Origin of the sequence: Sulfitobacter sp. (assembly GCF_036961165.1) — a bacterium.
Lineage (GTDB): Bacteria > Pseudomonadota > Alphaproteobacteria > Rhodobacterales > Rhodobacteraceae > Sulfitobacter.
Map to the genome: position 1 here is coordinate 21,496 of NZ_JBALVJ010000031.1, position 23,414 is coordinate 44,909.

Here is a 23,414-nt window from a genome sequence, read left to right on the forward strand (position 1 = left end):
TGCCCGCTGTCAGCTGGCCCAATTTTTAAAGCATTCAGAACCGGTCCAGCAGACGGTTGAGATAGTCACGCTCAACTTCTGGCCGCGCAGCCTCACCTGAACGGCGGCGAATTTCATCAAGCAATTTACGCGCCCGGCTTTGTGCATCCCCGTTGAGATCGGCATCGTTGTCGCTGCCAGTTGCGCCGTTGCTGCCTTGGTTACGGCCCAAGGGATCACGGTTTTCTGCGCGCCGTTCCCCTTCTTGACTACCCTGCCCCGGCTGCTGGCTGCGCTGTTCCACTGCCAATGCCTCACCCAGTGACCGCATGCTTTCGCGCAAGGCTTCCATCGCTTGGGATTGGTTATCGATCGCTTCTGCCAAAGCCCCATCCCGCAGGTTCTGTTCGGCATCGTCCATGGCGCGTCCTGCACGGTTAAGCGCATCACGCGCGGCATCGCCTTCTGGCGTGCCTTGGCCGGGCATGCGGCCTTCTTGCCGGTTCAGTTCGTCGCGCAATTGCTGCTGGCGTTCGGCAAGGCTTTGTTCCTGCCCTTGGCTTTGCCCCTCACCGGGTCGCTGTTCACCGCCGCCACCTTGCTCTCCGTTTTGCTGATCCTGCTGGCCATCGCCTTGTCCCTGCTGACCCTCATGGCTTTCGCCACGCCCTTGGCCACCATTGCGGCCTTCGTTGCCCTGATTTTCACCCGCTTGGGCATTGGGGTTGAACTGTTCCTGCAGATCGCGAAAGGCTTGATCGCTTAGGCCCTGCTGCTCTCGCAGGGTTTCGGCAAGGCCTTCCATCGCTTGCTCACCGGGAGACTGGCCGCCTTCGCCTTGCTGGCCTTGCGTGACCTGCATGTTCTCCATCATCTCTTGCAGCTCGCGCAGCGCTTGCTCTGCTTCGGCCATGCGGCCTTGCTCCATCAGCTCCTGAATACGGTCCATCATGCGTTGCAGATCGTCCTGCGTCATCTGCATGGATTCGCCTTGCTGCTGCTGGCCTTGTTGCTGCTCACCATCTTGCCGCTCGGCCTGCTCGCGCTGCAGTTGTTGCATGAAGTCTTCGGTGGCGCGACGCAGTTCTTGCATCAGTTCGGCGATCTCTTCTTCGGAAGCGCCATTCTTCATAGCTTCGTTCAGGCGCTCTTGCGCGCGGCGCATCCGTTCGCGCGCGTCTTCAAGATCACCTTCTTCAAGCTCCAGTGCCAGATCCCACATGTCTTGCGCCAGCTTGTCGCGATTTTCCTCTTCAATTCCAAAGCGAGCCAGGGTTTCAATCCGCCCGATCAACTTACGCAGACGCAGTGCGGTGGTTTCGGTCCGGAATGCATTCTGCGGAAGGTAGCTGATGGCGCGCAAGACCTGAGCTGTGCGCCGTGCATTGCTGCGACTCCAAAGGATATCGCGGCGCATTTCGATAACCGCTGCGGCTGTGGGGTCAAAAAACCGACGACCCGGCAAGATCATCTGCATTGGCGCCGTCTGCGCCTGCTGCTCTGCCGCGTCCAAGGCAGTCATCGCCAAAGTCACGGGTAAGTTGGCCCATGGGTGTTCAGAGAAGTCATCAATCAGGTTTTCTTCGAACGCCACGCGGTTACCCGCGATGGGCATCGGGAGAGGGATTGTGATCTCACTCCGTTCATCTGGATCGGCTGCCAGCCCATAGCGTCGATCAACCGAAGCCAGATCCAACATGATCAGCGCCTCGCCCGCCTCTACGCCGTAGTCATCTTTGGCTGCGAAAGGCAGCCGCATTTCGCCCAACGCCGCTACATCCGGCGCACCGAGGATCATGATTTCTGGTGCCTCATCCGCGCGCACGGTGATGTCCCATGCGCGTGCGCCGGGCCCTTCTATTGCAATACTCCCGTTCGTGTTGACCTTGAAATCATACGCCATCTGCGGGGGCGCTTCGGGATCAACCTGCGGCGAGGTACCGGAAACGCTTTCGCTCACATCCAGCGCGCCGACTTGCCCGTATAACCGCATGGAAATCAGCGTCCCCACAGGCATCTCAAGCGGGCCTTCGGCGAGATCATTAAGATAGAGCGTCGGTTTTCCGGTGTAGCGCGGCGGTTCAGCCCAGCCTTCCCAAACGGGACCAGAGGCCAGATCGGTGCTACCGCCGCCAGCCATTCGCGCCACCGTTCCGACTCGCCAGACCGAACCGAACAGCAGCGCCACGCCAAAGGCCAGAACTGCGACATAGCGCAGCGCGTAGGGATCGCGGGGGGACACGCGCAGATCACCGGGCACCGCACGGGCAGCGGCCACGCGCTCGGCCATGCGGCGCTTGTGTGCGCGCCAAACTGCGGCAGAGGCATCATCACTGCCACCAATGGCCTGATTATCCAAGAGTGCCGTTAAAGGGCGGCCCTTAAGGCTGCCGTCGAGACGCATCATTGCATCCGCATCCGACGGCCAAGACCAATGTCGCACAGCATAAATGATCGCCCAAAGGCTGGCCCCGACGGTCAGGCCAACAGCGGCCCAGACGCCCTCAAGCGGGAGCATTTCATGCAGGCCCAGCATCGCGGCCGCAAAAGCCAGCAAGATCACGGTCATCAAAGGCCAAAGGCTACGCACGGCCACTTCAGCCTTCATCCCCAAACGCGTCAGCCAAAGCGGACGGCGCAAGCCGTCAAACGTGCGCTTTAGATCTTCGGGGGTAAACTGGACCATATCGACCTCTCAGGCAGGCGCTCAGGTCGCGGTATGCGCCTCAAGCCATGAAGGGATGGTATCCCGATTTATCATTTCGTCAAAGGTCGGCCGTGGGCGGATAACCGCAAATTGATCTCCGTGCACCAGAACTTCGGGAATAAGTGCCCGCGAATTATACTCGGACGCCATGACAGCACCATAAGCACCGGCACTTCGGAAGGCGACGAGATCACCTGCAGCCAGCGGCACCATGTCGCGCTGTTTGGCAAATGTGTCACCAGATTCGCAAACTGGCCCGACGATGTCATAGGGCTGTTTTTCAGTACCGGGCGCAGGCTCCACCACCGGTACGATATCATGATGCGCATCGTACATCGCCGGGCGGATCAGATCGTTCATCGCGCCATCCAGGATCAGAAAATCGCGCCCCTCGCCTGACTTTACATAGATGACCTTGCTCACCATCAGGCCCGCGTTACCTGCAATTAGGCGGCCCGGCTCGATCTCGATCTCGCACCCAAGATGTCCCAGCGTCCGCTCGACCATCGCGCCGTAATCGCTGGGCAATGGTGGCGCTTCGTTGCTGGCGTAGTAGGGAATGCCCAACCCGCCGCCAAGGTCCAGCCGCGTGATCGTGTGGCCGTCACTGCGCAGCTGCTTGGTTAGCTCCGCCACTTTCTGGTAGGCCAGCTCGAACGGGGCCAGATCGGTCAGCTGTGAGCCGATGTGCACATCGATGCCGATCACCTGCAATCCGGGCAAAGATGCTGCCATGGCATAGACTTCCCGCGCGCGCGCAATCGGGATGCCAAATTTGTTCTCGGACTTGCCGGTGGCGATCTTGGCGTGAGTTTTGGCGTCTACATCGGGGTTCACCCGCACGGTGATCGGTGCGACCTTCCCCAGTTCGATCGCGACCGCGTTGAGAACTTCCATCTCAGGCTCGCTCTCGACGTTGAATTGCCGGATGCCACCTTCAAGGGCCACGCAGATTTCCTCAGCCGTTTTGCCTACACCGGAAAAAACAATGCGGTCACCCGGCACACCAGCCGCCTTTGCGCGCAGATATTCGCCTTGGCTCACAACATCCATGCCTGCGCCAGCCTGCGCCAGTGTGCGCAGCACAGCCTGATTGGAGTTCGCCTTCATAGCGTAGCACACGAGATGATCCATGCCCGACAATGCCTCATCAAAGGCGCGGTAGTGGCGCAGCAACGTGGCTGTAGAGTAGACGTAGAACGGCGTCCCGACTGCTGCCGCGATCTCGGAGATAGGGACGTCCTCGGCAAAGAGCGTGCCGTAGCGATACAGAAAGTGGTCCATTTTATTTTGCCTTTTAGACGCGACCCAGTCCTAGCGGACAGGTGCCGAACGCAGAAATAGATAGAGTGGCAAGCCGCAGCTTACCCCGATACAAAAAGTGGCCGGAATTGCAATTAGAGCGCCCAAATTGCGGCGTGTTGCGACCTCGACAATGATCCAGAAGGTTAGCGCGATGACCGCGATTGTCAGATCCCAGACAAGACCGCTGGAGGCAGCGTTTGCATGCCATGCATCCACCATCGCCATGATGTCCCAGCCGTTTTCCTGAAACCACTGAACAAAATAGTACATCGGATGGATTGCGCCCCAGATGGCAAGCGCCAGATAAATCATTCTGGAGACTGACATCAGAACCTCCGCTTTACGCCGACATTGGCATAGCCGGAGACATGCACACCCGGCGTTGTGACGGTTGGCTGCTGCTGCGGGGAGACGTCACGCGGCGCATTTGTCTGCGTCGGACCGCAAGCTGTCAAAAACAGCAAACCGAGTGCACCGACGAACTTCAAAGCCCCAGTCCAACCCGCAACGGGCCTTTGTTAAGGCCAATATTTGCCCCCAGCCCCACGCCCGAAGGCGAGAGCGAGACATCCACGCCACCTGACGGCTGTACAGGCTCACCATCCACACCGCAGGCGGCGACCAGCAAGGTGGCCAAAACAATCAGCGTTCTCATCCAAGCACTTCCTTCCAGCGGGCGATCTGCGCGCGCACCTGCGCGGGCGCCGTTCCGCCATAAGACATGCGCGAGTTTACCGAATTTTCCACCCCAAGAACGGAAAATACGTCTTGCGTAATCCCCTCATACGCGGATTGCATCTGCTCAAGCGTCAGATCGGGCAAATCACAGCCCTGCGCCTCGGCCATGGCAACCAGTGATCCGGTGATGTGATGCGCGTCGCGAAACGGCAAACCCAGCACACGAACCAGCCAATCAGCCAAGTCTGTCGCCGTAGAAAAGCCGCTGCCCGCTGCTGCTTCAAGGTTGACGCGGTTTCCGGTCATATCACGTACCATCCCCTCCATCGCGGCAAGCGCCAGCATGAGGTTGTCGGCGGCGTCAAACACCTGCTCTTTATCTTCTTGCATGTCTTTGGAGTAGGCCAACGGCAAGCCCTTCATCACCATCATAAGCGCTACATTGGCCCCGAAAATCCGGCCAATCTTGGCGCGGATCAGCTCTGCCGCATCCGGGTTTTTCTTCTGGGGCATGATGCTGGAACCGGTCGAGAACCGGTCAGACAAGGTCACAAAGCGGAACTGCGCCGAGGACCAGATGACCAGCTCTTCGGCAAATCGGCTCAGGTGCATGGCGCAAATGCTGGCGGCCCCAAGGAACTCCAAAGCGAAATCGCGATCGCTAACCGCATCAAGGCTGTTGGCCGCGGGACGATCAAAGCCCAGCGCCTTGGCCGTCATTTCGCGGTCAATCGGGAAAGATGTGCCTGCCAATGCCGCCGCCCCAAGTGGGCTTTCATTCATACGCGCACGTGCATCGCGCATACGACCAAGATCGCGGCCGAACATCTCGACGTAGGCCATCATGTGGTGGCCCCATGTGACCGGCTGAGCGGTTTGCAAATGCGTAAAGCCCGGCATGACCCAATCCGCACCCGCCTCTGCCTGAGACAAAAGCGCGCGGATAAGTGCAAGCAGCGCCTCTTCGGCAGCATCAAATTGATCGCGGACCCATAGTTTGAAATCCGTTGCAACCTGATCATTTCGCGACCGGCCAGTGTGCAGACGCCCTGCAGGCTCTCCGATCACCTCTTTAAGACGCGCTTCCACATTCATGTGGATGTCTTCTAGCGCTGTAGAAAACTCGAAACTTCCGCCCTCGATTTCTGACAAGACCGTGAGCAGGCCTTCCCGTATCGCCTTGGCGTCGCTATCCTTGATAATACCCTGAGCAGCCAACATGGCCGCATGGGCACGAGACCCGGCAATATCCTGAGCAGCCATCCGCTTGTCAAAGCTGATCGAGGCATTAATTGCCTCCATGATCGCATCCGGACCAGCGGCAAAACGGCCGCCCCACATTTTGTTCGAAGTCTTGTCAGTCATTTGCCTATTCCCCGGAGGGACCCATGAAGAAACTGTTGCTTATCCTCGTCTATACGGCCCTGACAACAGGTGCAAACTCTGCGCTGGCTGCGGATGCCGATCTCATCGTGCCGTTGCTGGAGGGGGACTTGAAAAAGCTTGTAGTGCACGAGGCACCCAAGGCTACGTCGGGCGCATCTTTTGAGCTTGCTGACAGGGCCGGTCGTGCCTCGCTGGAGGATTACCGCGGCAAATATGTGCTGGTGAATTTTTGGGCAACTTGGTGCGCGCCATGCCGCAAGGAAATGCCCCACCTCTCCGAGCTCCAAACCGAATTTGGCGGCGATGACTTCGAGGTTTTGACAATCGCAACGGGGCGCAACTCTCCACAAGGTATTGTGAAATTCTTCAAAGAGGTTGGCATCACCAACCTGCCCCGCCACCAAGACCCCAAACAGGCACTGGCAAGCCAGATGGGTATTTTCGGGCTGCCGATCACCGTTCTGATTGACCCCGAAGGCCGTGAAATCGCTCGCCTGCGCGGCGATGCTGATTGGGCCGGTGACAGCGCCAAAAGCGTGATCAAGACATTGATCGAAGCGCGCAAAGACAGCTGATCGTGCAAAGTCCTCAAAATTTTCGGTTTAACCCACTACGTCCATGCGGCCAGTAATTCACGCCGCATGGTTTAGGATCGCCGCCTCCGAGGGAGACAGCGTCCGGCGCGCAAAGCTACCATAGGTGTGTGGATCGTATTCCAGCTCTGGATAGCCAGACAGCAGACGCAGCCTGTCACTGACGTCGAGCGTGGCAAGTGCTGCCGAGGCCGGATGGAAGCTCTCCGTTTCCAAACCGTTGGCCCACACAATCTGATGCTGATCCAGCAAAACGTGAATATAGGTAATCTCGCGCACTTGGATATCAACGGTGATCGTCTTCCCGTTGATGAGGTCTTTTGCCGCCACCAATACTTCGGACGTATTGAACAAGCTCTGCGCAGCGGCGCCTTTAATCAGCATCCTGTGTTCGGGTGAAACAAGCAAATCCGAGTCAGGTTGATCCAGTCCTAGCGCACCGCCAGAAATCCTGATCGGCCGCAATTTTGGGATCGCAAACAGGCGCGCGCCAGTCATCCGACGCTTGCCGATCCAGCGCAAAGGCTGCAAGCCGTTATCTTTTGTTTGAACAAGATCCCCTTCGCACAGATCTTCGATCATCCGTACACCGATATCCGTCTGGATACGCGTGCCGGGCGTAAAGCAAATCACACCGCTTTGTTGGGGGCCAACATCAGTCGCCCGCGTTGTTCCCAACGTATGGTGAACAATCCACAGGTCGCAGTTACGCGGAGGCATTTCGTTGAGGAACATGAGCAAGGGCTGGCTGCCGCCGCCGACTTCGATTAATGTCACGCCATAACTTTTGCCACCGTCGGTAACGACAAAACTGTTGTCCATCAGGGGCGTATTTTCGTCCCACTTATCCCACGAACGTCCTAACGGATCACGCTCTAGTGCTGCACCAACAAGACGGTGCACCATACGTGCCGCGCGCTTGCGCAAATTCTCTGTTCCATCCGCCTCGTCCAGCCGCAAAACATCCGATGGCCCATCAACACGCACAGCGTCCCCACGCCATGCCCAAGCAGCACCTACGCTCAATGACTGCACGGGTGCAGCATCAAGACCATCAATTTCCGTTTGCGACCAGGAGATGACGAACGTGCCTTTAAAGCCCGTTCCCATATACTGCTTCGCCTGCCTCATTATTTTTTTATTAAACAAGAGTTAGCAAAACAGAGCTGTTCTGAAAAGAGAGAATGATGGTTTCAATTTGAGTGTTGCGTATTGACCCGCTTAGAAGCTGAGGTCGATCCGGATAGAGCCGACGAACTGACCTTCTTTTTGGGCTTCGAATTCTTCGCCCAAATAGGTCACGCCATAAAATGCTGCTGCCCGATGCCCCTGCCAATGCAGGCCTGCACGCAGCCTGTCACGGCTGTTAGTCAACTCATACCCGCGGTCTTCGGGCAGAAAAATACTGTCACTGACTTGTGCGATGTCTGCACCCAAAAGGAAGGTAAAACCGGTTACAGCATCATCCGCAATCACGCGATAGCGATGTCCAGTCACGCTTTCGCGGACCAGCAGTTCGGCGGTTCCAACTGTGCCGAAGGTAATGTCGACACCGGCGCGCACCAGTGTCTCTGCCCCGGCGCGTCCTTCCAGAAAGGGACGCGCCTGCACGCCTGGCGCAAGTGATAGAGTGCGCCCCAACTCTCCGACCAATGTCGGGTGAATGCCGCCATCAATCTGTCGGTCCAACGTGTCATGAGAAGGTATGCGCACGCCTAGAACTTTGTGAACAGCGCGCTGGAAGCTGCCAAGGCCTGTGCCCGATCCAGTCATCACCAGATCAGCACCCAAGGCAGTCTCAAGACCTTGCCATTGGAAATGCGTATGTGCGCCAACAGACAACGCGCCGGCATAAGGCCGGTCACCTGCCGCAGGTCTGTTGATATTATCGGGTGCAAGTATTTCTGAGGAAATGCGCAATTCAATCAAGTCACCAAATGTGCTGGGCGCCTGCCCGTTCCATTCAGATCCCCAAACCTTCGACAGCGTCCATGAACCGGTACGCCAACGGTCTTTGCCGTCGCCGAAATAGTCATTACTCAGGAGACGTCCAAAGCCAAGGCTCTGGCGCTCAGCAGCATCTGCCGCAGGGGCACTTAACAAAAGAGATACTGCGCACGCTAATACTGCGCCGGCGACGTGTCTAACCATCGGAAAATCCTGTCAAAATCGCCCCCACAGCGGCCTTTTCGATAACCCCGTTGCGCGATTCGAGCCAAGGGCGGATTGGGCCTCATGCCAGATCAGCACCTGATTGCGGCATTGATACAACGCTTTGCCACTGGAAAACCCGTTACCGGTTATGCTTACCTGTGACGGAGGAGATCATTGCCATGAATATTCTGTTCATCATGTATGACCAGCTGCGGTTCGATTATCTGAGCTGTGCAGGCCATCCACACCTGCACACACCGCACTTTGATCGTGTCGCGGCCATGGGCGTGCGCTTTACCAATGCCTATGTGCAGTCTCCGATCTGCGGTGCCAGCCGGATGTGCTTTTACACTGGGCGTTATGCCTCCAGTCACGGGGCGCAGTGGAATGGATTTCCTCTGCGCGTGGGCGAGCACACATTGGGCGATCACTTGCGAAGGGCGGGCATGGATTGCTGGCTACTGGGCAAAACGCATATGAAAGCCGACGCTGAAGGTATGGAGCGTTTGGGTCTTTCACCGGACAGCACCATTGGCGCGCGTCAGGCCGAATGCGGCTTTGACGCATGGGTGCGCGATGACGGGCTTTGGGGCTATGGACCTGATGGCTACTATGACGAGAAACGCTCGCCCTATAATGAATACCTCAAATCCAAAGGATATGATGGTGAGAACCCTTGGGCAGATTATGCCAACGCAGGCGTCACGGATGCGCAAATCGCTTCTGGCTGGATGTTTCGCAACGCAGACAGACCTGCCAACATCTGTGAAGAAGACAGCGAAACGCCGTGGCTGACCAGTCAGACCATAGAGTTCATGGAGCAGGCCAAAGGGCCGTGGTGCGCGCACGTCAGCTTTATCAAGCCGCATTGGCCCTACATCGTCCCCGCCCCTTATCACAACATGTATGGCCCCGATCACGTACCAGATGCGCATCGTCATACTGTCGAACAGGAAGACCCCCACCCCGTCTTTGGCGCCTATATGGGCAACAAGATCGCGCAGGCTTTCCAGCGCGATGAAGTGCGCGAAAAAGTGATCCCAGCCTATATGGGACTGATCAAACAATGCGATGACCAACTGGGGCGCCTTCTGGACCACCTGGAAGCGACAGACACGCTCAAAGACACGATGATCGTGTTGACCTCGGATCATGGTGACTATCTGGGCGATCATTGGCTGGGTGAGAAGGACTTGTTCCACGAACAATCAGTGAAGGTGCCGTTGATCATCTATGACCCCCGAAGCTCAGGCGATGTCACGCGCGGCACCACCTGCGATGCGCTGGTCGAAAGCATTGATCTGGCCGCGACCTTCGTTGAGGCTGCGGGCGGCAAAGTGCCAGATCATATCATCGAAGGGCGTTCATTGCTGCCATGGCTGCGGGGCGAGCAGCCCAAGTGGCGTGATTTTGTCATCTCGGAATATGACTACTCTGCCACCCCGCAATGCGTGAAACTGGGCCTGGAGCCGCGCGATGCGCGTTTATTCATGGTGTATGACGGTCGCTATAAACTGATGCACGCCGAGGGCGGCTTTCGCCCGATGTTGTTTGATCTGGCCGACGACCCCGACGAATTCATCGACTTAGCCAAGGGCGATAGCCACAAACCCGAAATTGACCGGATGTACGGAATGCTGGCGCAATGGGGCCGCCGAATGTCACAGCGTGTGACCAAATCCGAAGATGCCATCAAGGCATCACGGGGCGCATCTGGACGCAAAGGCATCTTGCCGTTTCTGTATGACGGTAGTGAAGTCGATGAGGAACTGACGCTCAAATATGTCGGCCCTGCCCGGCAGCACCATGGCCCAGACACAGATAGCTAGGTTTTTGCGTTCACAGATTGCAGGTCCTCAAGCAGATCAAGCAACTTCTCGAACTTGTCCTCACCGTATTTCGCGCGCAACTGCTCGACCAAAAGCGCCGCTTTTTCGGCGTGGCATTCAAGCACTTTCAACCCTGGAGCCTCGATGGTGACAATGCTGCGGCGGCGGTCGTCTTGGTCAGCTTGACGCGAGACCAGTCCGTCTTCCTCCATCACCCGCAAGATGCGCGTGAGACTTGGCAAAAGCAGGCAGGCCTGTTGGGCGATTGTATTCTGATCCTGCGGACCGACCTCTTCAAGAACACGCAGCACGCGCCACTTTTGTTCGTTCACAGGGCTGTCAGCCAGCATCTCGCGCATAGGCCCCATCACGGCTTCACGCGCACGCAAAAGAGCAATCGGCAAGGACCGGCTTGTACGGTGCAATTTTTTGGAGATATTTTCGTTGGTCATAGTCTAACTATCAGCCATCATGCAGCGGATGACACAACAGCTAATTTGAGACAGCTGAGCAATTATTCTGCGAAAGTGCCGTGATTTCCACAAGTAACGCAGCTGGATTTCGCCAGTCATGCGATTGCGTTGCCGACTGCACTGCTACAGTCGACTTTGGCACAGGATTTCGTCCGCAGACTAGCGTGGCAGGGCTGCTGCCTGACGGGCGCGCTCTTCGATCTGGTACCATTTGCCGGCTTTGACCAGATCAGACGGCGCGATCCAACTGCCGCCCGCGCAAACCACGTTGGAAAGGGCAAGATAGTCCGGCGCGTTCTGTGGCGTGACACCGCCTGTGGGGCAGAATGAAATACCAGGCAACGGACCGCCCAGACCTTTGAGCGTCTTGATGCCGCCGGCACCTTCGGCGGGGAAGAATTTCAATACCTCGAAACCGCGCGCCTGAAGCGTCATCACCTCTGTCGCTGTGGCGGCGCCGGGCAGCAAGGGCAACCCTGCCTCAAGGCAGGCATCAATCAACGCAGCCGGAGAGCCCGGGCTTACCCCGAATGTGGCACCTGCGGCCTTCGCTGCGGCCACATCTTCCGCAGTCACAAGCGTTCCTGCGCCAACCCGCGCGCCTTTAACGCTGGCCATCGCGGTCATCACGTCCAGCGCGGCATCGGTGCGCAAGGTTACTTCAAGCACGGGCAGTCCACCACGGACCAGCGCTTCGGCAAGGGGGATGGCGTGGGCCACATCCTCTACCACCAGCACAGGGATGATAGGGGCAAGAGAGGCCAGTTCACGAATATAGGCAGTATCATTCTTCATCGTTCAATTCCCGAAAACAGAGGCGCCGGTATCGGCGGTGCCGACGGCATTGCGGAACGGCGCGAACAGCTCGCGGCCCGTACCGTAGTGGTTGTGGCTGAGGTCGGCGGTGACTGCCTCGCGGTCCAGCACGCCGTCAGTTAGGATTTCCAACGTTCCCCCAGCGGCGTCCAAGCGCAAGACATCGCCATCCTTCAGGTAAGCAATCGGCCCGCCATCCAACGCTTCGGGGCTAACGTGAATCGCCGCAGGTACCTTGCCTGATGCGCCAGACATACGCCCGTCAGTGACCAGCGCCACCTTGTAGCCGCGCCCTTGTAGAATACCCAGCAGCGGCGTGAGGCTGTGAAGCTCTGGCATCCCGTTGGCCTTTGGCCCCTGAAAGCGCACCACGACAATGACATCTCCAGTAAATTCACCGGCTTTAAACGCCGCCTTGACCTCATCCTGATCATGAAAGACCCGCACGGGGGCCTCAATCAGGTGATGAACGGGGTCCACGGCAGATATCTTAATCACGCTGGTGCCAAGGCTGCCCGACAGGCGTTTGAGCCCGCCGGATGTGGCAAAAGGTTCGGATGCGGGGCGCAGGATGCCTGTGTTCAGGCTTTCGGCTGTGCCGTCACGCCATGCAAGCGCGCCGTCATCCATAAACGGCTCTTGCGTATAGTGATGCAGCCCCTCGCCCGCGACTGTCTTGGTGTCGGGATGCAAAAGCCCCACCTTCAACAGCTGACCGATCATATAGCCAAGCCCGCCTGCGGCATGGAAATGGTTCACATCCGCAAGACCATTTGGATAGACCCGCGCCAGAAGCGGCACGATGTCGGAAATATCTGAAAAATCCTGCCAATCAAGGATGATCCCGCCGACGCGCGCCATCGCGATGAGGTGGATCAGCAAGTTGGTCGAGCCACCAGTGGCCATCAGACCGACCATCCCGTTCACAAAGGCTTTTTCCGTCAGGATATCGCAAACCGGTGTATAATTCTCACCCAGATCGCTCATCGACAGGGCGCGGTGCGCGGCCTCAACCGTCAGCGCATCACGGATTTCCGCACCGGGGTTGATGAAGCTGGAGGCTGGTAGGTGCAGGCCCATAAACTCCATCAGCATTTGGTTGGTGTTGGCTGTGCCGTAGAATGTGCACGTACCGGGGCCGTGATAGGCAGCCATTTCAGCCGCCATCAAAGCATCGCGGCCAACTTCGCCAGCAGCAAACTTCTGACGCACCTTCGCCTTCTCTTCGTTTTGCAATCCACTGGTCATCGGGCCAGCTGGGATGAATACTGCAGGCAGATGACCGAAGACTTGCGCGCCGATCACAAGGCCCGGCACGATCTTGTCACAGACACCAAGGAACACAGCCGCATCAAACGTGTTGTGGCTCAGCGCCACGCCAGCTGCCATCGCGATCACGTCACGCGAGAACAGGCTTAGCTCCATGCCAGCCTCACCTTGGGTCACGCCGTCGCACATGGCGGGTACGCCACCCGCAACCTGCGCAGTCCCGCCATTCGCACGCACAGCATCACGGATCAGCGTGGGATACCGTTCATACGGCTGATGCGCCGAGAGCATGTCGTTATAGGCTGTCACGATGCCCAAATTACCACCCTGCCCCGTGGCAAGCTTTCCTTGATCAGGCCCAGCGGCGGCAAAGGCATGAGCTTGTCCGCTACACGACAGATGCCCGCGTGATGGCCCCTGACGGCGCGCTGCCTGCATCCGCGCCAGATAGGCTTCGCGGCTCTGCGCGCTGCGTGCGACGATGCGATCAGTGATCTTGGTCAGTTCTGCATTCAGGCTCACGATCATATTCTCCCGAGATCATGTCAAAAAGTTAGCGCTAACATATCATAAATAGCGCAAAATGGAAGCCGGAAAAAACCGTGTAATAACGCAACCCGTAGAAGGGCGGCACAATCAATCGGTCCCAAGCTCAGGTTGAACCTACTTCAGGAATCGTCGGCCGTGCGCTTCATCGCATCGGCCAAGGCTGAACCGAAGGCGCCCTGACTTTCAGGTTTGGCCGATTTGGCACTGGCCGATTTTGGCGTTCGGCTTTGCTTGGGCTTCTCCGGTGCTTCACTGCGCGGAGCAGAGGCAGCACCGCCATCCTTGCGCATGCTCAGCCCGATGCGTTTACGCGGCACGTCCACTTCGGTGACGCGCACTCGAACAACATCGCCGGCCTTCACAACCTCATGCGGGTCTTTGACAAAGCGGTCGGCAAGCTGGCTGACGTGGACCAACCCATCCTGATGCACCCCGATATCCACAAATGCCCCAAAGGCCGCAACGTTGGTCACGGTCCCTTCCAGCGACATCCCCGACTTCAAATCGATGATGCTGTCGATGCCTTCGGCAAAGGTGGCCGTCTTGAACGTCGGTCGCGGGTCACGGCCGGGCTTTTCCAGCTCGGCCAAAATATCGCGCACTGTCGGCAGGCCAAAGCTGTCGTCCACGAATTGCTCGGCCCGCAGACCGGACAACGCGCCGCTGTCACCCATGATCGCACGAATGTCACGCCCGCAGGCCTGCACGATCTTGCGCGCAACACCGTAGGCCTCGGGGTGCACTGATGAAGCGTCCAGAGGCTCCGCCCCGTCATTGATCCGCAAGAAGCCTGCGCATTGCTCATAGGCTTTGGGACCAAGCCCCGCCACCTTCAGAAGCGCCTTTCGGCTAGCGAAGGGTCCGTTGGCATCACGATGCGCAACAACAGCCTGCGCCAGCGATGGCCCAAGGCCCGCGATGTGCGACAGCAGTGGCGCTGAGGCCATGTTGAGATCGACGCCGACAGCGTTCACCGCGTCCTCGACCACGGCAGCAAGAGATTGTGCAAGACGACGCTGGTCCACGTCATGCTGGTATTGACCGACACCAATCGCCTGCGGCTCGATCTTGACCAGCTCTGCCAGCGGGTCTTGCAAACGCCGCGCGATCGACACTGCGCCACGCAAGGACACATCAATGTCAGGAAACTCCAACGAGGCAAGCTCGGATGCGGAATAGACGGATGCGCCGGCCTCTGAGACGATGACGGGCGTGGGGCGCTGAACGTCAGCGGGCAGACGCTTGATCACATCAGCCACCAACCGTTCGGATTCACGGCTGGCCGTGCCATTGCCGATAGCAATCAGTACGATGCCGTGGCGGCGGATCATCTGGATCAGGGTTTCCTCTGCCCCGCGCAGATCGTTCTTGGGCTGGAACGGATAGATCGTTGACGTATCGAGCAGCTTGCCCGTCTCATCGACCACAGCAATTTTGCAGCCGGTCCGGATGCCGGGATCAAGACCAAGTGTGGCGCGCGCGCCCGCAGGAGCCGCCAACAACAAATCACGCAAGTTGCGCGCAAATACATCGATAGCCGCGTCATAGGCACGACGGCGCAGATCGGTCATCAGATCCATAAACATGGACAGGCTCAGCTTCACGCTCCATGCCCAAACCGCCACGCCCTGCAACCAGACATCCCCCGCACCCTGCCCCGCGATGCCGATCTCGGCCGCGATGATCGCGTGTACTCGGGGCAACCCAGCCTCTGGCTCGGGCGCGATATTGACGGTCACGATCTCTTCTTTCGCCGCACGCAAAATGGCCAAAGCGCGGTGCGACGGGATCGCGGACCATTTCTCACTGTGGTCAAAGTAGTCCGAGAACTTCGCTCCAACCTCTTCTTTGCCTGCAGTCACGCGCGCGGTGATCAGCGCCTCTCGCTGCATGAATTCCCGCAGGCGACCAAGCAGGGTTGCGTTTTCACCCAGTTCTTCCACCAGAATGTCGCGTGCTCCGTTCAATGCCTCCTTGGAAGTCGGCACCGCTTCGCTGAGATAACCTTCGGCGAGCGTGGCCGGATCAGCGTTAAGGTCGTCCATGATGGCACGGAGCAGCGTCTCCAGCCCGTTTTCGCGGGCAATCATTGCTTTGGTGCGCCGCTTTGGCTTGTACGGCAGGTACAAATCTTCGAGCACGGATTTCGTATCGGCAGCCGCAATCGAGCGCGCCAGCGCATCGGTCAATTTACCCTGCGACGTGATCTCACCCAGAATGCTTGCGCGGCGTTTCTCCAGATCACGCAAGTAATCCAGCCGCTCGGCCAGTTTGCGCAACTGGGTATCATCCAGCCCGCCTGTCGCCTCTTTGCGGTAGCGCGCGACAAAAGGCACCGTGTCCCCACCATCCAGAAGCGCCACTGTGGCGGTCACCTGCTCCACCCGTGCGCCGATATCTTGGGCAATGGTGCGGGCGATGCGGTCTTTAGCAAGGGTCATGGCTGTCTCCTGAGGCGGGATCGGAGGACCGTGATAGCGCCCCTTCGTAGGGCCGCCAAGCCCTCCCGAGCAGCTTCGCCGCAAAGAGCTTGCCGTCTGGCCCGAAACGGCCATTCAATGATGATCAGCGCCACCGCCTGTTTACCGCTTATCTTTCGGTCGCCCCCTTGACCTTCCCCTTACTGGACCCCTATGTCGAAGATGAGCCGGATTATAGAGACCAAAATGAGCAGCGAAAAATCCCTTACCTTTAACGTGCGCGAAATGAGCTGTGCGTCCTGCGTAGGACGGGTAGAAAAAGCGCTGCTGGCTGTCACGGGTGTGGCAGACGCACAAGTGAACCTTGCCAACGAGACTGTTCGCGTCAGCGGAGACGCGGACCTTGATGCGCATGCAATCGAGGCGGCACTGCAAACCGCGGGCTATCCAGCACAGGCAGACACCTTCCGCTTTTCGGTGGAAAGCATGTCTTGCGCTTCCTGTGTTGGGCGGGTTGAGCGCGCATTGGCGGCGGTCCCCGGTGTCACCTCGGCCTCAGTCAACCTGGCAAGCGAAGAAGCAACGGTGCACGCATTGGGCACCGCGCCAGAAATAGTCGCCGCCGCAGCGACCGCAGCAGGATACCGCGCCACGTTGATCGTGGACCAAGAGCGTACAACTGAAGCCGAAGACCGCAAGACCGCCGAGGCCGCGCATTTACGGCGCATGATGTTCCTTGCGGCGGCGCTCACTTTGCCAGTGTTTATACTTGAGATGGGCAGCCATGCGGTGCCGGCGATTCATAATTGGGTGATGAACACTCTGGGAATGGGAACCAGTTGGGCCATCCAGTTCGTGCTCACCACTCTTGTGCTGGCATGGCCCGGTCGGCAATTCTATCTCAAGGGCGTGCCAGCGTTGTTGAAGCACGCACCTGACATGAATTCGCTTGTTGCGCTGGGTTCGGGGGCGGCTTGGGCCTTTTCGACCGTTGCGCTATTTGCTCCCTCTTTGCTTCCCGAGGGTACCCGCGTCGTCTATTTTGAAGCGGCAGCCGTGATTGTTACGCTGATCCTTTTGGGCCGCTATCTAGAAGCGCGCGCCAAGGGGCGTACGGGTCAGGCTATCGCCAAGCTGGTGGGTTTGCGCGCCAAAACAGCGCTGGTCGAACGTGACGGTAATACCGTTGATACACCGGTTGAGCAGATCGTACAGGGAGACCTGATCCACCTGCGGCCGGGCGAAAAAATCGCCGTCGACGGGATCGTGCTGCGCGGCGCATCCTATGTCGATGAAAGCATGATCACCGGAGAACCTGTACCTGTTGAAAAAGGCCCTGATGCAGAGGTCGTGGGCGGCACAGTCAATGGCACTGGGGCGCTGGTTTTTCGCGCGACCAAGGTCGGCAATGACACCACGCTCGCCCAGATCATTCGCATGGTAGAAGAGGCGCAGGGTGCCAAGCTGCCGATACAGGATTTGGTGAACAGGATTACGTTGTGGTTCGTGCCTGCGGTTATGGCTGTGGCACTGCTGACCTTTGTGGCGTGGCTTATTCTTGGACCTGATCCGGCGATGGGTCGTGCGCTGGTGGCCGCGGTGGCGGTTTTGATCATCGCCTGCCCGTGTGCGATGGGCTTGGCCACGCCCACATCTATCATGGTCGGCACGGGCCGCGCCGCTGAACTGGGCGTGCTGTTCCGGCGCGGCGATGCCTTGCAAGGGCTGGGTGATGTGCAAACGGTGGCCTTTGACAAAACAGGTACGCTGACCGAGGGGCGGCCAGAGTTGACGGATTTTTCAGTTTCCGAAGGTTTTGATCGCGTAGATGTTCTCCGGCTTGTCGGCTCGGTCGAGGCGATGTCAGAGCATCCCATCGCCGCAGCCATTGCGCGCGCCGCGCAAAACGATGGGCTGTCGTTGGGGCAAGTCGAGAATTTCACATCGCTCACCGGATACGGGGTCAGCGCTGTGGTCGAGGGGCGCAAGGTTCTGGTGGGTGCGGATCGCCTGATGCTTCGCGAAGGGATTGAGCTGAACGCAGCGCAGTCAATTGGTGAGGACTTGGGCCAGAAGGGCAAGACACCGCTCTATGCCGCAATCGACGGACGCTTGGCTGCGGTGATTGCCATATCAGACCCGATCAAGCCAAACACAGCAGATGCAATCGCATCCCTGCATAAAATCGGGCTGAAAGTCGCCATGATTACCGGTGACAACAAGGGCACTGCGCAGGCCATCGCTAAACAGCTTGGCATTGATGCCATCGTGGCAGAAGTCTTGCCTGAAGGCAAAGTGGACGCCATTGCACAGCTGAAGGCTGAGGGTCACAAGGTCGCCTTTGTCGGGGACGGGATCAATGACGCGCCAGCATTGGCGCATGCCGATGTGGGCATCGCAATCGGCACCGGCACGGATGTGGCCATTGAGGCCGCCGATGTCGTCCTGATGTCAGGCGACTTGGATGGCGTAGCGCGTGCGCTGCACATCAGCCAAAGTACGATGCGAAATATCCATCAGAACCTATTCTGGGCTTTCGGATACAATGCGCTGCTGATCCCCGTCGCTGCTGGCGTATTCTATCCGATGTTCGGTTGGATGCTGTCGCCCGCTTTGGCGGCAGGTGCCATGGCCTTGTCGAGCGTGTTTGTCGTGTCCAACGCCCTGCGCTTGCGCTGGGTTGCAGCACCTAGCGGCAGCACCGAGGCACCACAGCCTGCGCTAACACCCGTACCAGCCGAATAGGAACCTGTGATGAACATCGGAGAAGTGGCCGAAAAAGTAGGCCTACCTGCCAAGACCATCCGCTACTATGAAGACATAGGTTTGGTGACACCGCAGCGTGACACCAACGGCTATCGCAGCTTTCGCGATACGGACATGCACAAGCTGGCGTTTATGGGCCGGTCGCGCGCATTGGGGTTCACGATTGAGGACTGTCGCAACCTGTTAGCCCTATGGGATGATCAGGACCGCGCCAGTGCTGATGTCCGCGCAATCGCGTCAGAACACCTTGCGCGGATTGAACAAAAGATCGCGGATCTGGAAGACATCCGCGACACGCTATCTCATCTGGTACGTGAATGCGCCGGTGACCAACGCCCCAATTGTCCGATCCTGCAAAAGCTTGAGGAACACTAGGTCTATCGCTGCCCATCGGCGGTCTTGCTTATCGGAGGCGTTTTTCAGTCGCGGCATCAAAGAACAACGCGTTTGCCGCGTCAAACCCGACCGAAACCGTGGTGCCTGATGCAATCGGATCATCTCCTTTGGTTTCGACCACAATCCGCTCACCTGTCGGGGTGGTAAGATGGTCGTATGAGACCCCGCCCAGACGCTCACGAAGATCAACGCGAAGCGCTGTTGCGGCTTCGGAAACCTCAAGGTGCTGCGGACGCAGACCGACGAACACCTCACCCCCGTCAGCGGGCAAGTCGACGTTCGCATCAATCAACCTGTTTTCCAAACCGGCAACACGGACCTTACCGTTCTCAACGACACCAATCAGGAAGTTCATCGAAGGCGACCCGATGAAACCTGCCACAAACTTATTGTCCGGATTCTGATAGAGGTCCATCGGACTACCGACCTGCTCTACCCTGCCAGCACGTAGGACGACGATCTTGTCGGCCAATGTCATGGCTTCGACCTGATCATGGGTCACGTAGATCATCGTTGCGCCGATTTCATTGTGCAGGCGCGCGATCTCAACGCGCATATCCACGCGCAATTCTGCATCTAGGTTGGACAGCGGCTCATCAAACAGAAAGACCTCGGGCCCACGCACGATGGCGCTGTCAGGCAACACGCTGGCGCTGGCCGCCTGACAGCGCCTTTGGCTTGCGCGACAGATACTCATCCAGCTTGAGAATACGGCTCGCCTCCGCCACTTTCGCGGAGATCTCGGCCTTGGGATGGCCGTTCATCTTCAGGCCAAAGCCCATGTTCTGCTCAACTGTCATATGCGGGTAAAGCGCATAGGTCTGGAACACCATCGCGACACCGCGTTCAGACGGATCAAGGCGGGTCACATCGCGGTCCCCGATTGAGATTGTGCCGTCAGTCGTTTCTTCCAGCCCTGCGATCATGCGCAACAGGGTGGATTTCCCGCGGCCCGACGGACCTACAAACACGCAGAACTCTCCGTGTTCGATCTGGAGATCCACGCCATGAATGACCTGCACCTCACCGTAACGCTTGATGGCCTTTTCAAGTTTAACGCCAGACATAGAGTTTCCTTCCGGATTATGACGGAAATTGCCACGAGGTGGCGTCGTCACCGATTTTCTTTGCCGCATCCAAAAGTGGCTCACGGAATTGCATAAGTGCATCGGTATCAAAGCGGCTGGTCGCAGAGGCGATCGAAATCGCACCAACAATCCGGCCATTGCTGGACAGGATAGGCGCGGCAATCGAATTGACGCCCCGCTGGTGTTCTTCGCGGTCAAAGGCGATCCCTTGTGCCCGAATGATCTCAAGCTCTTTCATCAGACTCTCGGCAGAGCCGTGGGTGGCATCGGTGTACTGGAGGTAGGATTGCTGTTGCAAAGCGATCTGTAGCCGCTTGGGCGCGACAAAGGCCAACATCGCCTTGCCAACGCCTGTGCAATAGGCGGGTGCCACCTGCCCCACCTGCGCAAGGGTTTGAAACCGGTCAGAGGCGTTCAGCTTATCCACAAATAGCACCTGCCCATTATCCAGCTGGGCTAAGTGAACTGTTTCACCAATCTGTGCCGCCAGAGTTTCGACATGTGGCCGTGCGATTGGCGCAAGCGACGCATTCTTCCATGCTTCGTGTGCCAGCCGCATCAGACGGATACCCAGACTATATGTGCCGGTGTCCTCTTCGTAGTTGAGCATCTGCTGATTGGTCAGAGTCTGCAGAAAACGGTACAGAGTCGCCTTTGGATAGGGGCTTTTTTCCAGCAAATCAGTGAACCGCACCGGCTTACCGAAACCGGCGACCATATCCAAAACTTCCAATGCCTTACCGACTGTTCCGTCTCTATGAGCGGGCTTATTCATGGTGTCCTCCCTAGGATGCGCAAGTCATACAGCAGGCCAATCCCGTTGACTTTTGTAGCGATTCGGAACAGTATTTTCAATAGTTGAGATTAAGTTTCAAATAATGGAAGCAGTTTCAAGGGGAGCAAAAGGGAGGAAACCATGTTCCAACGCACAAAAATCCTGGTGGCGGCGCTTGCTGCAACCAGCGTTTGTCCGGTGCCGTGTCCGCTGAAGGCCTGACCGGTGATCTGAAGATTTTTCTCGATACGTCGAACCCTCCGCCGCGCGCCACGATGGAAGAGATGATCGGGCGATTTCAGGCTAAAAATCCTGAAATGAACATCGAAACGACCGTCATTGACCGCGAGGCCTATAAAACCCAAATCCGCAACTTCCTGACGGCAAACGCGCCTGATGTTGCGACATGGTATGCCGCCAACCGCATGATACCTTATGTCAACGCAGGCCTTTTCGAAGACGTCTCTGATCTGTGGGCCGAACCCGAGATTGCTGAAAATCTGGCGTCGACCAAGGGTGCGATGACCATTGATGGCAAGCAGTGGGGCGTACCCTACACATACTACCAGTGGGGCGTTTACTATCGCAAAGACATCTACGAAGAGCTGGGCATCAAAGAGCCTGCGAACTTCGAAGAGATGATCTCGAACTGTGAGAAGGTCATCGAGTCGGGCCGCAAGTGCTATACAATCGGAACCAAATGGCTGTGGACCGCTTCGGGCTGGTTTGACTACCTGAACATGAGGACCCACGGGTTTGATTTCCACATGCAAATGGCCCGCGGTGAAACCCCTTGGACCGATGACCGCGTGCGTGAAACATTCGCCAACTGGCGCCGTCTGATTGATCTGGGTGCGTTCGTTGACGATCACCAGAACAAGGACTGGCAGCAGTCGCTTCCGCTTCTCGTCTCCGGTGATGCTGCTGCTATCCTAAAGGGCAACTTTGCCGTGGCGCCACTGCGCGAAGCAGGCCTGACCGACGATCAGCTAGACTTCCACCAGTTCCCGATGATCACCGAAGGTGTCGCGCTGGCCGAAGATGCGCCAACCGATACGTTCCATATTCCAGCCAATGCCCAAAACAAGGATAACGCCCGTGCATTCCTGCGTTTCGTGGTCTCGGCAGATGAGCAGACGCTAATCAACAACGGTGACAACCTTGGCCAGCTGCCGGTCAACGCCAAGTCGGCTGTGGATGATGACAAGTTCCTGCAAGAAGGCTTTGAGATGTTATCCTCGAACAGCCCCGGCGGTGTTGCGCTGTTCTTTGACCGCGACTTCCCTGCCGAAATGGCAAAGGCCGCGATGGAAGGCATGCAGGAGTTCATGGTGTTCCCGGATAATCTGGATGACATCCTTGGGCGTATGGAAGCCGTTCGTAAGGACATCTAACCAAAAACTGGGCGCGCGGGACACCTCGCGCGCCCCACCCGTCACCAGCGAAAAGCCCGTTCGCGTGTTTTTCCTTGTTGACCCGAATACACCAAGCACGAGGGAGGAATTCATGACCAGCTGGTACAAACGCAACCAGATCGCGGTAACGCCGTGGCTGTTCCTGCTTCCTGCGCTGGCGATGTTCGCGCTTTATGTGGTCTATCCCATCGCACAAAGCTTCAACATCTCGCTCTACAAATGGGACGGGCTGGGAGAAGCCGAATATGTCGGGCTGGCCAATTATGAAAAGCTGCTGACCCGCGATCCGGCGTTCAACACCTCGCTTTGGAACAACGCCAAATGGCTGGTTTTTTACCTTTTAGCCGTGCCTGCGGGCCTGTTCATCGCACTGTTCCTGAACCAGACAGTGCGTGGCATCCGCCTGTATAAATCGCTGTTCTTCTTTCCTTTCGTGATTTCGCAAATCGTTGTCGGGCTTGTCTTCACTTGGTTTTACGATCCGACCTTCGGGCTGTTCAATGCGATCATCGGGCTGGTCGGGCTTGGCCCCGTGAACGTATTGGGCGACCCGCAACTGGCAACCTATGGGATCATCGCGGCTGGCCTGTGGCCGCAGACGGCATATTGCATGATCCTCTATCTCACAGGTCTGAATGCGGTGGACCCCGAGCAGGTCGAGGCTGCACGACTGGATGGCGCAAAGGGACTGCGCATGCTGTGGTACGTGATCCTGCCGCAGCTGCGCCCAGCCACGTTCATTGCCTTTGTCGTTACCGTTATCGGCGGCGGTCTCAACTGATCGACGCAACACATGCATTGAAACGCTCTGCGGGA

The 23,414-nt window shown here is 57.8% G+C and carries 17 protein-coding genes and 2 pseudogenes; 6 read left to right on the forward strand and 13 right to left on the reverse strand.

The features are described 5' to 3' along the window. Positions 1-34 precede the first annotated feature (34 nt). The 5 genes from V7730_RS13555 to argH form a co-directional block, all read right to left on the reverse strand. Positions 35-2,665, reverse strand: a complete 2,631-nt coding sequence (locus tag V7730_RS13555; protein ID WP_335748134.1) for a TIGR02302 family protein — start codon at positions 2,663-2,665, stop codon at positions 35-37. Between the two features lie 21 nt (positions 2,666-2,686). Further along, the gene (gene lysA / locus V7730_RS13560) at positions 2,687-3,970 is read right to left on the reverse strand and encodes a diaminopimelate decarboxylase (RefSeq protein WP_335748135.1); all 1,284 of its coding nucleotides are present in this window, start codon (positions 3,968-3,970) and stop codon (positions 2,687-2,689) included. Between the two features lie 30 nt (positions 3,971-4,000). Beyond that, positions 4,001-4,318, reverse strand: a complete 318-nt coding sequence (locus V7730_RS13565; RefSeq protein ID WP_335748136.1) for a DUF2834 domain-containing protein — start codon at positions 4,316-4,318, stop codon at positions 4,001-4,003. A gap of 157 nt (positions 4,319-4,475) precedes the next feature. Beyond that, the gene (locus V7730_RS13570) at positions 4,476-4,646 is read right to left on the reverse strand and encodes a hypothetical protein (protein ID WP_335748137.1); all 171 of its coding nucleotides are present in this window, start codon (positions 4,644-4,646) and stop codon (positions 4,476-4,478) included. Further along, positions 4,643-6,034: an argininosuccinate lyase gene (gene argH / locus V7730_RS13575; protein ID WP_335748138.1), complete on the reverse strand. Its 1,392-nt coding sequence runs from the start codon at positions 6,032-6,034 to the stop codon at positions 4,643-4,645. Before argH ends, V7730_RS13570 begins: the two co-directional genes overlap by 4 nt. 23 nt (positions 6,035-6,057) lie before the next feature. Between argH and V7730_RS13580 the strand changes: the two genes are divergently transcribed. After that, positions 6,058-6,630: a TlpA disulfide reductase family protein gene (locus tag V7730_RS13580; protein ID WP_335748139.1), complete on the forward strand. Its 573-nt coding sequence runs from the start codon at positions 6,058-6,060 to the stop codon at positions 6,628-6,630. A 57-nt stretch (positions 6,631-6,687) separates the two neighbouring features. Here V7730_RS13580 and V7730_RS13585 read toward each other — a convergent pair whose 3' ends face one another. Beyond that, positions 6,688-7,758, reverse strand: a complete 1,071-nt coding sequence (locus V7730_RS13585; RefSeq protein ID WP_335748140.1) for a Hint domain-containing protein — start codon at positions 7,756-7,758, stop codon at positions 6,688-6,690. A gap of 111 nt (positions 7,759-7,869) precedes the next feature. Next, a complete protein-coding gene (locus tag V7730_RS13590) occupies positions 7,870-8,799 on the reverse strand; it encodes a lipid A-modifier LpxR family protein (RefSeq protein WP_335748141.1) in 930 nt (309 codons plus the stop codon). Positions 8,800-8,981: 182 nt separating this feature from the next. On the opposite strand from V7730_RS13590, the gene V7730_RS13595 reads away from it, so the two are divergent. Then, a complete protein-coding gene (locus V7730_RS13595) occupies positions 8,982-10,631 on the forward strand; it encodes a sulfatase-like hydrolase/transferase (protein WP_335748142.1) in 1,650 nt (549 codons plus the stop codon). Here V7730_RS13595 and hpaR read toward each other — a convergent pair. The 4 genes from hpaR to V7730_RS13615 form a co-directional block, all read right to left on the reverse strand. Continuing rightward, positions 10,628-11,083 carry a homoprotocatechuate degradation operon regulator HpaR gene (hpaR, locus tag V7730_RS13600; RefSeq protein WP_335748143.1) on the reverse strand — a complete coding sequence of 152 codons (456 nt, stop codon included), beginning with the start codon at positions 11,081-11,083 and terminating at the stop codon, positions 10,628-10,630. The genes V7730_RS13595 and hpaR overlap by 4 nt on opposite strands. A 180-nt stretch (positions 11,084-11,263) precedes the next feature. Next, complete coding sequence (gene eda / locus V7730_RS13605) at positions 11,264-11,899, reverse strand: bifunctional 4-hydroxy-2-oxoglutarate aldolase/2-dehydro-3-deoxy-phosphogluconate aldolase (RefSeq protein ID WP_335748144.1); 636 nt, start codon at positions 11,897-11,899, stop codon at positions 11,264-11,266. Between the two features lie 3 nt (positions 11,900-11,902). Further along, positions 11,903-13,711, reverse strand: a complete 1,809-nt coding sequence (gene edd / locus V7730_RS13610; protein WP_335748145.1) for a phosphogluconate dehydratase — start codon at positions 13,709-13,711, stop codon at positions 11,903-11,905. Between the two features lie 146 nt (positions 13,712-13,857). Beyond that, positions 13,858-16,179, reverse strand: coding sequence for a Tex family protein (locus tag V7730_RS13615; protein WP_335748146.1), 2,322 nt, complete (start codon positions 16,177-16,179; stop codon positions 13,858-13,860). 264 nt (positions 16,180-16,443) lie between these two features. Between V7730_RS13615 and V7730_RS13620 the strand changes: the two genes are divergently transcribed. After that, a complete protein-coding gene (locus V7730_RS13620; protein ID WP_443070224.1) occupies positions 16,444-18,903 on the forward strand; it encodes a heavy metal translocating P-type ATPase in 2,460 nt (819 codons plus the stop codon). A 9-nt stretch (positions 18,904-18,912) separates the two neighbouring features. After that, positions 18,913-19,299 (forward strand): Cu(I)-responsive transcriptional regulator, encoded by a 387-nt coding sequence (gene cueR, locus V7730_RS13625; RefSeq protein ID WP_335748148.1) that lies wholly within the window; start codon positions 18,913-18,915, stop codon positions 19,297-19,299. Positions 19,300-19,327: 28 nt separating this feature from the next. Here the strand turns inward: cueR and V7730_RS13630 are convergent. Further along, positions 19,328-20,387, reverse strand: a pseudogene (locus V7730_RS13630) (ABC transporter ATP-binding protein). 16 nt (positions 20,388-20,403) lie between these two features. Further along, the gene (locus V7730_RS13635; RefSeq protein ID WP_335748149.1) at positions 20,404-21,183 is read right to left on the reverse strand and encodes an IclR family transcriptional regulator; all 780 of its coding nucleotides are present in this window, start codon (positions 21,181-21,183) and stop codon (positions 20,404-20,406) included. 191 nt (positions 21,184-21,374) lie between these two features. On the opposite strand from V7730_RS13635, the gene V7730_RS13640 reads away from it, so the two are divergent. After that, entirely contained in the window at positions 21,375-22,577 is a 1,203-nt protein-coding gene (locus V7730_RS13640; RefSeq protein ID WP_443070223.1) for an ABC transporter substrate-binding protein, read from the forward strand. Between the two features lie 112 nt (positions 22,578-22,689). Continuing rightward, positions 22,690-23,364, forward strand: a pseudogene (locus tag V7730_RS13645) (carbohydrate ABC transporter permease); the annotation flags it as partial. Positions 23,365-23,414 lie beyond the last annotated feature (50 nt).